This is a genomic window from Streptomyces mobaraensis NBRC 13819 = DSM 40847, from assembly GCF_017916255.1.
In the GTDB taxonomy this organism is placed as follows: domain Bacteria; phylum Actinomycetota; class Actinomycetes; order Streptomycetales; family Streptomycetaceae; genus Streptomyces; species Streptomyces mobaraensis.
In genome coordinates, this window is sequence record NZ_CP072827.1 from 3,594,425 (window position 1) to 3,607,683 (window position 13,259).

Genomic DNA, 13,259 nt, shown 5'->3' on the forward strand with positions numbered 1-13,259 from the left:
GTCGCGGCTTCGCGCGGTTTCGGGGGTGCGGGGGCTTGCCCCCGCAAGAAACGGTGAAAGGGCGGGACCGGGGCACCAGCCCGCCGCAGGCGCCCCCGCCCGCTAGCCACCCGGCGTGATCAACCCCGCCTCGTACGCGAACACCGCGGCCTGCGTCCGATCCCGCAACCCCAGCTTCACCAGGATCCGGCTCACATGCGTCTTCACCGTCGACTCGGCGACCACCAGATACTCCGCGATCTCCGCGTTCGACCGCCCCTGGGCGACCAGTACCAGCACCTCCGTCTCCCGCTCCGTGAGCTCCCCGATCCGCTCCTGCGTCGGCTGCCGCGGCGTGCCGAGCCGGGAGAACTCGTGGATGAGCCGCTTGGTGACGGTCGGGGCGAGCAGCGCCTCGCCGGCGGCGACGACGCGGACGCCGTCGGCGAGCTGCCGGGCGGACGCGTCCTTGAGCAGGAAGCCGCTGGCCCCGGCGCGCAGCGCCTGGTAGACGTACTCGTCCAGGTCGAAGGTGGTGAGCACGAGCACCTTCGCGTCCGCGTCGGCGGCGACGATCTCGCGGGTGGCCTCGATCCCGTTGAGCCCGGGCATCCGGATGTCCATGAGGACGACGTCGGGCCGCAGCTCCGCGACCTTCTCCAGCGCCTGGCGCCCGTCCACCGCCTCGCCGACGACCTCGATGTCGGCCTGGGCGTTGAGCAGCACGGAGAAGCCCTCGCGCACCATCATCTGATCGTCGACGATCAGCACCCGGATGCTCACGCGGCGGCCTCCGCCCGGATGTCGACCGGCAGGAAGGCGCTGACCTCGTAGCCGCCGTCCGCCGTCGGCTCGGCCGTCATCTCCCCGCCGAGCATCCCGACGCGCTCGCGCATGCCGAGGACGCCGTGGCCGGCGCCGGGCGAGGGCTTGGCCGTCCGGTCGGGCGGCCCGTTGACGACGCGCAGGCCGAGCCCGCCGAGGACGTACGAGACCTCGACGCGCGCCTCGGCGCCGGGCGCGTGCCGCAGGACGTTGCTCAGCGCCTCCTGGACGATCCGGTACGCGGAGAGCTCCACGCCCTGCGGCAGCGGCCGCACCGAGCCGGTGACGACGTGCTCGACGGTGAGCCCGGCCTGCCGGACGTTGGCGAGCAGCCCGTCCAGCGCGTCCAGGGTCGGCTGCGGGGCCTCCGGGGCGTCGAAGACGTCCGAGCTGTCGGAGCGGATGACGCCGAGGACGCGGCGCAGCTCGGTGAGGGCGGCCACGGCGTTCTCCCGGATGGTGGCGAACGCGGCGGCCAGCTCGGGCGGGGTGTCCTGGACGCGGTAGGGGGCCGCCTCGGCCTGGATGGCGACGACGGACATGTGGTGCGCGACGACGTCGTGCAGCTCGCGGGCGATGGTCGTGCGCTCCTCCAGGACGGTCCGCCGGGACCGCTCGACCTCGGTGACGGCCGCCTGGACGGCCACCTGCTCCCGCGACTCCCGCAGCACGCGGAACGCGAGGACCGCGAAGAGCAGGACGCCGGAGATGACGAGGTACTCGAAGAGCGAGGGAGCGGCGAGCACCGGGTGGATCACGGTCAGGAAGACCCCGATGCCCGCTGTGGCCAGCCACATCTCGCCGGCCACCCGCGGCCGGCTGCGCATCGCGACGAGCACCATGACCAGGGCGTGGACGGCGAACGGGATCGACATCGACAGGCCGGACCCCGCGGCCGTGACGCTCGACAGGAAGATCACGGCGACCGAGCACCACCACGCGCCGATCGGCCGTACCAGGGTCAGCAGGATGGGGACCCCGACGAGCAGCGAGGTCATGGGCGTCCCGCCCTGCACCAGCGCCTGGAACATCAGGAACACGGTGAACGTCACCAGCGCGGCGTGCGGCAGCCACCGGACGTACCGGCGGGCCGCGCGCGGCACCACGGCGAGGAGCCGGCTGCCGTCCGCGAGCGGTGCCAGCGGCCGGAAGGCGAAGGCGTCGGCGAAGAGGTCGCGGTGGATGCCGTCGAGGGCGCTCTTCAGCATCAGCACCTCACTGCGGAGGGTCGTCCCGGGGGAATGGTTCACACGTTCCACCGTAAGCACCCGCGCGACGTACGTCGTCACCGTTCATGGGGATCCGTCGGGGTCCGTCTCAAGTACTACGCGGCCCGCTCCCGGCTTCGGCCCGACGCTCTCCGCGACGAGCCGCAGCAGCGCCCCGCACGCCGCCGTACCGGGGGTGACCGGCGCGTAGTGCCCGACACCGGGCAGGACGCGCAGCTCGGCCGAGCCGAGCAGCCGGGCGGCGACGGCGTAGCGGTGCGACAGCTCCACCGGCACCTCGGGGTCGGCCGAGCCGTGCAGCAGCGCGACGGGGACGCGGGGCCGCAGCAGCGCCGGGTCGGCCTCCGCCGCCGGGCGGTCGCCGAGCAGCGCGTCGACGGCGCCGCCGCCGGTGCCCAGGGCCCGGGCGCGGGCCAGGTCGGCGACGGCGGCGACGGCCACCACCGCGTCCACCCCCGCGTCCTCCCGCGCGGCGGCGCACAGCGCGAGGTGGCCCCCGGCGGAGTGGCCGACGAGGACGTGCGGCCGGGTGTCCGGCGGTCCGGCGGCGAGGGCGGACCGCACGTCCTCGAAGGTGACGGGCCAGCCGCCTCCGCCGCCGACCCGCCGGTACTCCGCGAGGACGGTGTCGTACCCGCTCGCGGCCAGCGCCGCCGCGAGCGGGGCGAGGTGCCGCCGGTCGTACGCGGCGCGCCAGAAGCCGCCGTGCAGCAGGGTGACGCGGACGCCGTTGGGGACGGGCGTGGTGGGCAGGTAGTGATCGACGAGCTGGTCGGGGTGCGGCCCGTAGACCGTGGTGGCGTCGGGCGGGACGTACGGGAGCCCGAACAGCGCCGCTTCCTCGTCGACGGCGGTCACAGCACCTCCGCCAGGGTCCGCGCCGCCCGCTCGGCGTCCGCGAAGGAGGTGTAGAGCGGCGCGAAGCCGAACCGGAGCACGTCCGGGCGGCGGAAGTCGCCGACGACGCCCCGCCGCACCAGCGCGGCCATGACGTCCTCCGCACCCGACGGGCAGCGCAGCGACACCTGGCTGCCGCGCTCGGCGTGCGCCGCGGGGGTGACGGACTCCACCCGGCCGGGCGGGACGAGCGCGGCCACGCGGCGCAGGAAGAAGTCGGTGAGCGCGAGGCTCTTGGCGCGGACGGCGGCGAGGTCGACGCCGTCCCAGACGTCCAGCGCGGCGTCCAGTGCCAGCAGGGAGAGGATCTCGGGCGTCCCGGTCCGGCCGCGGGCCGCGCCGTCGGCGGGCCGGTAGGCGGGGTCCATGGAGAAGGGGTCGGCGTGCGAGTTCCAGCCGGGCAGCGGGGAGTCGAAGCGGTCCTGGTGGTCGCGGCGGACGTAGAGGAACGCGGGCGAACCCGGGCCGCCGTTCAGGTACTTGTAGGTGCAGCCGACCGCGAGGTCCACGCCGTGCCCGTCCAGTCCGACGGGCAGCGCGCCCGCGCTGTGGCACAGGTCCCAGACGGCGAGCGCGCCGGCCTCGTGCAGGGCGGCGGTGGTGCCGGGCAGGTCGTGCAGCCGGCCGGTGCGGTAGTCGACGTGGTTGACCAGGGCGGCGGCGGTCCGCGGGCCGGCCGCGGCGGCGAGGTCGGGGGCCGGGACGGCGCGGATCCGGCAGCCCGTCAGCCGGGCCGCGGACGCGGCGATGTAGCCGTCGGTCGGGAACGTCGCGGCGTCGACGAGGATCTCGTCGCGGCCGTCCCCGGCCAGGCGGACGGCGGCGACCACGGCCTTGAAGACGTTGACGCTGGTCGAGTCGCCCACCACCACCTGCCCGGGCGCGGCCCCGACGAGCCGTCCGATCCGGTCGCCGACGCGCTCGGGCGCGGCCCACCAGCCGGACTCCTCCCAGGAGCGGATAAGCAGCCGTCCCCACTCGCGGCGGACGACGTCGGCGAGGCGGGGGGCGACGGTACGCGGCAGGGCGCCGAGGGAGTTGCCGTCGAGGTAGACGGTGTCGTCGTCCAGCTCGAACGCGGCGCGTCTGCCGCGCAGTTCGTCGGCGGCGTCCAGGCGGGCGGCCTCGTGGGCGAGTGCCTCGGCGTCAGACACGGCCGCGCGCCGTCCACAGCTCCGGGAACACCGTCTTCGCGGCCCGCTTCTCCAGCCAGGCGACGCCCGACGAGCCACCGGTGCCCGGTTTGGCGCCCATCGCCCGCCGGGTGGCCACCAGATGGTCGTTGCGCCAGCGCCACACCCGCTCGGCGATCTCGGTCAGCTGCTCGCCGAGCCGGTACGCGTCGGTGCCCTGGCCGTCGGCGTAGACGGCCCGCCACACCTCCTCCACGCCCGGGTCCGGCTCGTAGCGCGCGGCCACGTCGCGGTCGAGCACCGCGCGGGGCACCGGGTGGCCGCGCCGGGCGAGCCAGCGCAACGCCTCGTCGTAGAGGGACGGTTCGTGCAGCGCCTTCTCCAGCCGGGCGTGGACGCGCGGCACGTTGCGGTAGGGCACCAGCAGGGACGTGGACTTCTCGCCGAGCAGGAACTCCACCCGGCGGTACATGGCCGACTGGAACCCGGACGCCTCGCCGAGCGCCGGCCGGAACCGGTTGAACTGCGCGGGCGTCAGCCGGGCGATGGGCTCCCAGGAGGCGTTGAGCGAACCCAGCTCGTGCACCGACCGCTCCAGCGCGGCCAGCGCCGTGGGCAGGTCGTCCCGGCGCAGCGCCCGGGCGGCGGTCTCCCACTCGTGGACGAGGAGCGTGAACCACAGCTCCATCACCTGGGTGGTGACGAGGAACGCGAGCTCTCCCGGGTCGTCGGTGACCGGCTGCTGGAGGCTGGAGAGGACCTCGGCGCGGACGTAGTCCTCGTAGGGCGTCGTGGCCTCGAACTCGAGGGACGGGGGTGTGGGCGGCTGCGGCATCGTGGCTCCTCGGCACCGAACGCGGCTTCCGGGTAGCGGTCCGCCCCTTTCCGTCGCGTTGGAGCCCCGGTCCCCTGTTCGCATCATGCGTCCCTGGGGACGCGCTCGCAAGGGGTGCGCCGGACGGGCTGGTTCAGCCCGTCCGGCGCTTGAGGACGCGTCGCGGCGGAGCCGCAGGCGCTCAGCCCAGCGTGTTCGCCGCCGTAGGCGAGCTGTCCCGCAGGAACGTCGAGCACCGCTCGCACTCCTCCTGCTCCCCGATCGCCTGCGCGGCCCGCGCGAGCGCGTGCAGCGCCCGCAGGAAGCCCCGGTTCGGCTCGTGCTCGAACGGCACCGGCCCGTGCCCCTTCCACCCGCTGCGCCGCAGCGCGTCGAGGCCGCGGTGGTAGCCGGTACGGGCGTAGGCGTACGACTCGACGACCCGGCCGGCCTCGAACGCCTCGTCGGCGAGCTGCGCCCAGGCGAGCGAGGAGGCGGGGTACTTGGCGGCGACCTCGGAGGGCGCGGCGCCGGAGGCGAGCAGTTCGCGCGGCTCGGGGTCGTCGGGCAGGTGGGTCGGGGGCGGTCCCCCGAGGAGGTTCTGATGAATGGCCATGGGCTCCAGTCTGCACTGTCGTCGCGGGGGCGCCAGGAGAGGCGTCAGCCCGGGTTCTGCGGCGACTGCGGCCCTGACCCCGGCCCTGACCCCGGCCCCGGCTCGGGCCCCGCCTCCGCCCCCGGCTTCGACGGCCGGCGGGATCCGTTCTCCCCGGGGTCCAGCGGGGGCGCGGTCACCCCGCAGTGGTAGTCGCACTCGGGATGGCAGCCGCCGCGCCGCGGCTCGCGGATCGTCGTCCAGGCCAGGACCGCGCCCACCACGAGGGAGCCCGCGCACCAGGCCATCGCCCGCCGGAAGGCGCTCCCGAACGCGCCGGGGTCGCGGTACGCCTCGGGGCCCATCCCGGCGAGCAGCGGCAGCGCGGCCACCGCGACCAGGCCGGCGGCCCGGGCGGCGGCATTGTTGATGCCGCTGGCCAGGCCGGCCCGGCCGACGTCGACCGAGGCCAGGACGGTGGCGGTGAGCGGGGCGACGAGGAGGGTCATGCCGAGGCCCAGGACGACGAGGGCGGGCAGCACGTCCCGCCAGTAGACGGCGCCCGCTCCGGCGCGCGTCATCAGCAGCATGCCCGCCGCGCAGAGCAGCGGCCCGGCGGTGAGCGGCAGCCGGGGGCCGACGGCCTGCCCGAACCGGCCCGCGCGGGAGGAGAGCAGCAGCATCAGGACGGTGGTGGGCAGCAGCGCCGTGCCGGCGGCCAGCGCGGACCAGCCGACGACGATCTGGAACTGGAGCACGGAGAGGAAGAAGAAACCGCTGAAGGCCGCGTAGACGCAGACGGTGACGGCGTTGACCGCCGAGAACGTCCGGATCGCGAAGATGCTCGGCGGCAGCATGGGCTCGGCGAGGCGTCCCTCGACGTACACGAAGAGGGCGCCGAGCAGCACCCCGGCGACGGCCGGGCCGATGACCCAGGGGGACGCTCCCCGGTCGGGGGCGGCGATCAGGGCGTAGGTGACCAGGGCGAGGGCCAGGGCGCCGAGGGCGGCGCCGGCCGCGTCGAAGCGCCCGCGGGCCGTGGGGTCCCGGGTCTCGGGGACGTGCCGGAGGGCCACCGGGACGCAGACGGCCGCGACCGGCAGGTTGATCAGGAAGACCCAGCGCCAGCCGGGTCCGTCCACCAGCCAGCCGCCCACGAACGGGCCGATGGCGGAGGCCACGCCGCCCAGGCCGGACCAGGCGCCCACGGCGGCGGCCCGGTCGTCGGGCCGGAACACGGACTGGAGGAGGGCGAGGGAGCCGGGGGTGAGCAGGGCGCCGCCGACGCCCTGGAGCGCGCGGGCGGCGATGAGCACGCCCGCGTTGGGGGCGATCCCGCAGAGCAGGGAGGCGAGCGCGAACCACACCACGCCGACGACGAACACCCGGCGCCGCCCGAACCGGTCGCCGAGGGATCCGCCGAGGAGGATCAGCCCGGCGAGGGTGAGCATGTAGGCGTTCACCGTCCACTGGAGGACGGCCAGGTCGGCGCCCAGGTCGGCGCCGATGTGCGGCAGGGCGACGTTGACGACGGTGCTGTCCAGCATCGCCATGCCGGACCCGAGAACGGCCGTGAGCAGGACGAACCGCCCGGTGGCCGTGCCCATCCGGATCCCGGGGCCGGTGTCCGCGCTCGGCACCCCGGACGCGGTGGTCGCTCCCTGCTCCGTCGGGGGGCGCTCGGACTCGCTCATGCTCCGATGGTCTCCCGGGGAGCCCGAGGAGGCCATGCGAAAGGGCCCGGCGCCCAAACGCCAGGCCCTTCCCACGATGCCCCGCCGACTACTGGAGCTGGTGCCCTTAGAGCTACTCGAGCTGGTGCCCGTAGACCTACTTGAGCTTCGTGCCCGTCGAACGCAGGTCGGCGCACGCCTTGGTGACGCGCTCGGCCATGCTCGCCTCGGCCAGCTTGCCCCAGGTGCGCGGGTCGTAGGTCTTCTTGTTGCCGACCTCGCCGTCGACCTTCAGGACGCCGTCGTAGTTCTTGAACATGTGGGCCGCCACCGGGCGGGTGAAGGCGTACTGGGTGTCGGTGTCGAGGTTCATCTTCACGACGCCGTTCTCCAGCGCGGTGCGGATCTCCTCCTCGGTGGAGCCGGAGCCGCCGTGGAAGACGAAGTCGAACGGGTCCTGCTTGCCGTGCTTGGCGGCGATGCCGTCCTGGAGCTCGCGGAGCAGCTCGGGGCGGAGGACGACGTTGCCCGGCTTGTAGACGCCGTGGACGTTGCCGAAGGAGGCGGCCAGCAGGTAGCGGCCCTTCTCGCCCAGGCCCAGCGCCTCGGCGGTCTTCTCGACGTCGGCGACGGTGGTGTACAGCTCGTCGTTGATCTCGTGGCTGACGCCGTCCTCCTCGCCACCGGTCGGGGTGATCTCGACCTCAAGGATGATCTTCGCCTTGACGGCCTCGGCGAGCAGTTCCTTGGCGATGGCCAGGTTCTCGTCGAGCTTCTCGGCGGAACCGTCCCACATGTGGGACTGGAACAGCGGGTTCTGCCCGGCGGCCACACGCTCCTGGGAGATCTTCAGCAGTGGGCGGACATAGCCGTCCAGCTTGTCCTTGGGGCAGTGGTCGGTGTGCAGGGCGATGTTGACCGGGTACTTCTTGGCCACGACGTGCGCGAACTCGGCCAGCGCGACGGCGCCGGAGACCATGTCCTTGCTGTACTGGCCGCCCAGGAACTCCGCGCCACCGGTGGAGATCTGGATGATGCCGTCGCTCTCCGCCTCGGCGAAACCGCGCAGCGCGGCGTGCAGCGTCTGCGTCGAGGTCACGTTGATGGCCGGGTAGGCGAACTTGCCTGCCTTCGCCCGGTCGAGCATCTCGTTGTAGACCTCGGGAGTTGCGATGGGCATCTGTCCGCTCCTTGTGATGTGCGGGTGAAGCTACGGATGGGCCCTGACCTAGGGGCGACGTTCATCGTCGTCCCCATCTTCCCAGACTCCCCGTTTTGCTCCACACGGTGCGTCCCGGCCAGGCGGTGGCGGCACCCCTTGACCTACGCCGGCGGGTGCGTGGTTTCACGTGAAACCTCGCACCCGCCGCCGGACACCCCGGGGAAACCGCAGGTCAGGCCAGATCGAGGTCCCCGAGCTGGTAGCCGGTCACATAACGCAGGCCGGCGGCGGCGATGGCCTGGGCGGCACCGCGGTCGACGATCGTCGCCACGGCGACGACCTCGGCGCCCGCCTCGCGGGCCGCCTCCACGGCGGTCAGCGGCGAGCCGCCGGTGGTGGAGGTGTCCTCGACGACGAGCACCCGGCGGCCCGCGATGTCCGGGCCCTCGATGCGGCGCTGCATGCCGTGCGTCTTCTGCGCCTTGCGGACGACGAAGGCGTCCAGCTTCCGGCCGCGCGCGGCGGCGGCGTGCAGCATCGAGGTGGCGACCGGGTCGGCGCCCAGGGTCAGTCCGCCCACGGCGTCGTACTCCAGGTCGGCGGTGGCGTCCAGCATCACCTGGCCGACCAGCGGGGCGGCCTCGGCGTCGAGGGTGATCCGGCGCAGGTCGATGTAGTAGTCGGCCTCCTTGCCGGAGGAGAGGGTCACCTTGCCGTGGACCACGGCCTTGTCCTTGATCTGCTGCAGCAGGGCGTCACGCGCGTTCATGGGCATGAGCCTATGCCAGGCTCCGCCAGCTCCACGTGGTGGAGATCTCCAGCGGGTCGATGGGGGTGACCAGGCGCGGCATGGTGTTCAGCCCGTTGGGCGGGCCGGACTGCGGCTCGACGCAGACGGCCTCGTCCTGCTCGTCGTAGACGACGACCCATTCGGCGCGGCTGGTGACCTTGAGCTCCAGGGCTCCGGGCCAGGTCAGCGTCACCGCGACACCGTCCGGCATGCCGAAGCAGTCGTCCCAGGGGCCGGGGAGCGGATCGATCCGCCGGCCGGTCGGCAGGTGGTCGTCGCCGCGCTCCTCCTGCCAGGCGGGAGCGAAGTCCAGCTCGACGTCGCGGCCGGTACCGAGGTTGCGCAGGAACCAGGGGTGCCAGCCGGCCTGGGCCGGGAAGGAGTCCGAGGCCGCCTCGACGCCCATGGTGAGCGTCAGCGAGTCCTCGGCCAGCTCCACCAACTGGGTGACGCGGCCGGGGTACGGCCAGGGGGCGGCGAGGTCGTAGGTGAACGCGGCGAAGGAGTCCTCGGCCCGGGAGACCCGCCAGGCCGTGTCGCGGCCGGTGCCGTGCAGCGCGTGCGGGTGCGGCAGGTGGTTCAGTGGCATCTGGTGCGTCTCGCCGCCGTTGCGGAAACGGCCGTAGGCGATCCGCCCGCACCACGGGACCATGGGGAAGGAGCCGTACTTCGGCCCCTGGCGGAGGAGTTCGGTCCCGTCGATCCTGAGACTGGAGAGGCGGCAGCCGTTCTCCTGGTCCACGGTCACCGCGGCCTTGCCTGCGGTCAGTGTCGTCTGAGCGTTGGTCACCCTCCCGACGATAGGCGCGCCTCGGCGCGCGCACGCGGCGGCGTCCCGGCTGGGACGCCGTCCTCGGAGGCGGCCCCGGGTCAGCGCCTGCGGCGCAGCACCCGGCCGACGACCACGGCGGAGGCGAGGGCGACGGCCGCCGCCGGGGCCGCCCAGCGCAGGGCCGCCCGGCCTGAGGTGGTCTCGGGCGCGGGGACCGGCGCGTACCGGCCGCGCGGCGGGGCGTGGTCGACCTCCTCGGCGCTGCGGCCGATCATCGTCCGGCGGGCGTGGGCCGCCTCGGCCGGCGGCTCGTCGTCCGGCAGAACCTCGGCGGGCAGCACCTCGGAGGCCGGGGCGAACGTCCCGTCGTCCAGGGGCGGCAGCTCGTCGCGGAGCGCCGCGTCCCGGACGTCCTGGGCCAGTTCCTCGGCGAGCGCGGTGGCGAAGCGGTCCAGCAGCCGGCGGGCCGTGCCCTCGGCCGTCCGGGTGTCGAACTCGGCCAGCCGGCCGGCCCGGGAGACCGTTCCGGAGCAGGCCACCCGAGTGCCGCCGGGGGCCTCCTCGGGCAGGGCGCTCAGGGTGAGCGACACGGACGCCGAGCCGCGGGCCTCGGTGCCCTCGGCGGACAGCTCGTAGGCGCCGTCGTGCTCGGTCAGCCGCAGCGAGCCCCGGTAGGTGATCGTCGACCCGCCGATGCGCAGCCGCAGCCGGCCGGCCACCGTGATGCCGGTGCCCGCCGGCGCGCCGCCCGCGTCGTCCGCCCCGGCCTCGTCCTGCTGGAGGCCCGGGACGCACCGGGCCACCCGGGCGGGGTCGGCCAGGGCCCGCCGGACGTCACCGACGGGGAACGGAACGAAAACCTCGTGCTCCATGGCAAGCGAGCCTACCCACCGGGTCCTTCACCAGGGACTCCCCGGTCGAATCCGATCGAACTTTCCGGTGGGCACGCCTTCGTGAGGTCAGTCGGCGACCGTGAAGCGCTCGCCGATGTGCCGCGGCTCCTCGATCTCGTCGACGAGTGCGACCGCGTAGTCCTCCACGGAGATGCGGCTCTTGCCGTTCTCGTCCACGACCAGGTCGTCCAGGCCGGTGCGGTAGGTGCCGGTGCGCTCGCCGGGCTCGATCAGGCCGGCCGGGCTGAGGTTGGTCCAGCGCACATCGGTGACCGTGCGGTAGAAGTCCAGGGCGTCACCGTGGGCGTGCATGATCTGGAGCAGGAACTCGGGCAGTCCCTCCGCGTCCCAGACCTGCTTGCCGTCCGGCGTGCGCAGCGAGCCGGCGCCGCCGACCGCGATCAGCCGCGGGGCCGCGTCGCCGAGCGTCCGCAGGCCGGCGACCAGGGACTCCGCGGCGGGCTTGATGGTGGCGATGTGGCCCGGGCCGTCGCCGCCGCCGACCGCGCTGACGACGACGTCCTGGCCCTGGGCCACGGCGGCGACGGACTGCGGGTCGAGCACGTCACCGGTGGTGACCGTGAGGTTGGGGTGCTGCTCGGTGAGCTTGGCGGGGTCGCGTACGACGGCCGTCACCTGGTGTCCGCGGTCCAGGGCCTCGCGCAGCACGCGGCTGCCGATCGTGCCGTTGGCGCCGAAGAGGGCGATCTTCGCCATGGGGTTCTCCAGGGGGGTTCGATGGGGTTCGGAGGGTTTACGCGCCGGTTCCATGCTCGTCGAGGGCACGGGTGAGCGCCTGCGCGGAGGTGGTGGGGCCGCCGAGCCGGCGGACGCCGCCGTCGGGGGTGTGCAGCAGCAGGGTGGGGAAGCTGTCCACGCCCAGCCGCCGGACCTCGCGGAAGCCGGCCAGCGCCTCCTGGCGGACGTCGGGACGGGCGTAGGCGGCGGCCGCCTCCTCCGCGTCCAGGCCGGCCTCGGCGGCGACGGCCTTGAGGGTGGCGGGGTCGGACAGGCTGCGCCCGTCGCGGTACCAGGCGCCCTGGAGCGCCCCCGCCAGTTCGAGCGTCCGCTCGGGCGCCTGCCGGGCCAGCGCGACCAGGGCCGTCGCCGCGTCGGCGGAGTCGAGCACGGTCGAGCCCTCGGCCACCGCCCGGGAGTACGCCGCGCCGAAGACCGCGCCCGTCAGCTCGGCGATCCGGGCGTCCGACTGCGGGATGTACGAGGCGTACGCGCCCACCGGCTGCGCCCGGGCGCCGGTGAACAGGCCACCGCTCAGCACCCGGAGGTCGAGCCGGTCGGCGTTCACGGCCGCGAACTCGCGGACGGTGGGGCCGTAGCCGTAGCACCAGCCGCAGTAGGCGTCGAATGCGTAGGTGACGGTCTGCCGGGGCCGTGCCATGGCGTTCACCTCGTTCTCCTCTGAGTAGTTGTCCGTGAAATCACTGTGGTGACTGATGACAACGCTACGGAGGCTTGGGCGCGTCGGCCAGGTACGCTCGGGACCCGTCATGGTGAAAAAACGACACGAGTGCACGGAGGCCGTCCACGGCACCGGCGAGTCCGACGGCATCGTCGAGCTCACCTACCGGCCGCCGCCGGGCACCCCGCGGGGCATCGAGGTGATGACCGTCGCCGAGCTGCGGGCGCGGGCGCCCGAGGGGCTGCTGCCCCGGCCGCAGCGGCTGGACTTCCACCAGCTCGTGGTCGTCGACTCGGGCGCCACCTCGCACACCGTGGACTTCACGGGGTACTGGCTGACCGAGGGCTCGGTGCTCTGGGTGCGGCCCGGCCAGGTGCAGAGCTTCGGGGACGCGGCCCGGATCGAGGGCACGGTGATCCTCGCCCAGCCGGGCTTCCTGCCACCCGGCTCACCCGTCGCGGCGCTGGCCGACGACCCGTTCCACCCCGTGCTCCGGCAGCCCGTCGGCACCGACCGCGAGGCGGTGACCTGCGCGGTACGCCATCTCGCGGCCGACTTCCGCACGGGCGCGGGCCTGCCCGCCGACGTGCACGCGGACGTCCTGCGCCACCTGCTGTCCGTGCTGGTCCTGCGGCTGGCGCACCTCACCACGCCGGTGGGCAGCCGCGTCCCGGCGCCGGCGGACGCGTTCCTCCGCTTCCGCGCGGCCGTGGAACGCGACTTCGCCACCACCCACCGCGTCGCCGACTACGCCCGCGCCCTCGGCTACGCGCCCCGCACCCTCTCCCGCGCCACCCTGGCCGCGGCCGGGGTGGCCGCCAAGGAGTTCATCGACCGGCGGGTGGTCCTGGAGGCCAAGCGGCTGCTGGCCCACAGCGACCTGGCGGTCGTCCGGATCGGGGAACGGCTGGGCTTCGAGGACGCCGCGAACTTCTCGAAGTTCTTCCAGCAGCGGGCCGGGGTGGCCCCGGGAGCCTTCCGGGAATCGGCCCGCGGGGCGGGGCGGTAGGGACGGCGGGGCTCGGGGCCCCGGAGGTTCGGGGAGCGGCCGCGGCGGCGGGGCTCGGGTCGCGCGTG

The 13,259-nt window shown here is 74.3% G+C and carries 14 protein-coding genes; 1 reads left to right on the forward strand and 13 read right to left on the reverse strand.

What is annotated here, in order from left to right; all coding sequences use genetic code 11:
• Positions 1–102: 102 nt before the first annotated feature.
• The 13 genes from J7W19_RS15195 to J7W19_RS15255 form a co-directional block, all read right to left on the reverse strand.
• Positions 103–762, reverse strand: a complete 660-nt coding sequence (locus tag J7W19_RS15195) for a response regulator (RefSeq protein WP_004945809.1) — start codon at positions 760–762, stop codon at positions 103–105.
• Positions 759–2,012, reverse strand: coding sequence for a sensor histidine kinase (locus tag J7W19_RS15200; protein WP_004945806.1), 1,254 nt, complete (start codon positions 2,010–2,012; stop codon positions 759–761). The genes J7W19_RS15195 and J7W19_RS15200 overlap by 4 nt, the downstream gene beginning before the upstream one ends.
• A gap of 84 nt (positions 2,013–2,096) precedes the next feature.
• Positions 2,097–2,891, reverse strand: coding sequence for an alpha/beta hydrolase (locus J7W19_RS15205; RefSeq protein ID WP_004945803.1), 795 nt, complete (start codon positions 2,889–2,891; stop codon positions 2,097–2,099).
• Entirely contained in the window at positions 2,888–4,084 is a 1,197-nt protein-coding gene (kynU, locus tag J7W19_RS15210; protein ID WP_004945801.1) for a kynureninase, read from the reverse strand. Before kynU ends, J7W19_RS15205 begins: the two co-directional genes overlap by 4 nt.
• Complete coding sequence (locus tag J7W19_RS15215; RefSeq protein ID WP_004945798.1) at positions 4,077–4,898, reverse strand: tryptophan 2,3-dioxygenase; 822 nt, start codon at positions 4,896–4,898, stop codon at positions 4,077–4,079. The genes kynU and J7W19_RS15215 overlap by 8 nt, the downstream gene beginning before the upstream one ends.
• 181 nt (positions 4,899–5,079) lie before the next feature.
• On the reverse strand, positions 5,080–5,493 hold the full coding sequence (locus tag J7W19_RS15220) for a DUF3151 domain-containing protein (protein WP_004945794.1): 414 nt from the start codon (positions 5,491–5,493) through the stop codon (positions 5,080–5,082).
• A gap of 44 nt (positions 5,494–5,537) precedes the next feature.
• A complete protein-coding gene (locus tag J7W19_RS15225) occupies positions 5,538–7,079 on the reverse strand; it encodes an MFS transporter (protein ID WP_051072619.1) in 1,542 nt (513 codons plus the stop codon).
• A 223-nt stretch (positions 7,080–7,302) separates the two neighbouring features.
• Positions 7,303–8,325, reverse strand: coding sequence for a class II fructose-bisphosphate aldolase (fbaA, locus tag J7W19_RS15230; RefSeq protein ID WP_004945789.1), 1,023 nt, complete (start codon positions 8,323–8,325; stop codon positions 7,303–7,305).
• Positions 8,326–8,539: 214 nt separating this feature from the next.
• Positions 8,540–9,076 (reverse strand): orotate phosphoribosyltransferase, encoded by a 537-nt coding sequence (gene pyrE / locus J7W19_RS15235; protein ID WP_004945786.1) that lies wholly within the window; start codon positions 9,074–9,076, stop codon positions 8,540–8,542.
• A 10-nt stretch (positions 9,077–9,086) separates the two neighbouring features.
• A complete protein-coding gene (locus tag J7W19_RS15240) occupies positions 9,087–9,887 on the reverse strand; it encodes an aldose epimerase family protein (RefSeq protein WP_004945781.1) in 801 nt (266 codons plus the stop codon).
• 80 nt (positions 9,888–9,967) lie between these two features.
• Entirely contained in the window at positions 9,968–10,741 is a 774-nt protein-coding gene (locus J7W19_RS15245; protein ID WP_004945778.1) for a CoxG family protein, read from the reverse strand.
• Positions 10,742–10,828: 87 nt separating this feature from the next.
• Complete coding sequence (locus J7W19_RS15250) at positions 10,829–11,479, reverse strand: NAD(P)-dependent oxidoreductase (RefSeq protein ID WP_004945777.1); 651 nt, start codon at positions 11,477–11,479, stop codon at positions 10,829–10,831.
• 37 nt (positions 11,480–11,516) lie between these two features.
• Positions 11,517–12,161 (reverse strand): DsbA family protein, encoded by a 645-nt coding sequence (locus J7W19_RS15255; RefSeq protein ID WP_040890032.1) that lies wholly within the window; start codon positions 12,159–12,161, stop codon positions 11,517–11,519.
• Positions 12,162–12,270: 109 nt separating this feature from the next.
• Here J7W19_RS15255 and J7W19_RS15260 point away from each other — a divergent pair, with 109 nt between their 5' ends.
• Complete coding sequence (locus tag J7W19_RS15260; protein ID WP_004945771.1) at positions 12,271–13,191, forward strand: helix-turn-helix domain-containing protein; 921 nt, start codon at positions 12,271–12,273, stop codon at positions 13,189–13,191.
• Positions 13,192–13,259: the final 68 nt, after the last annotated feature.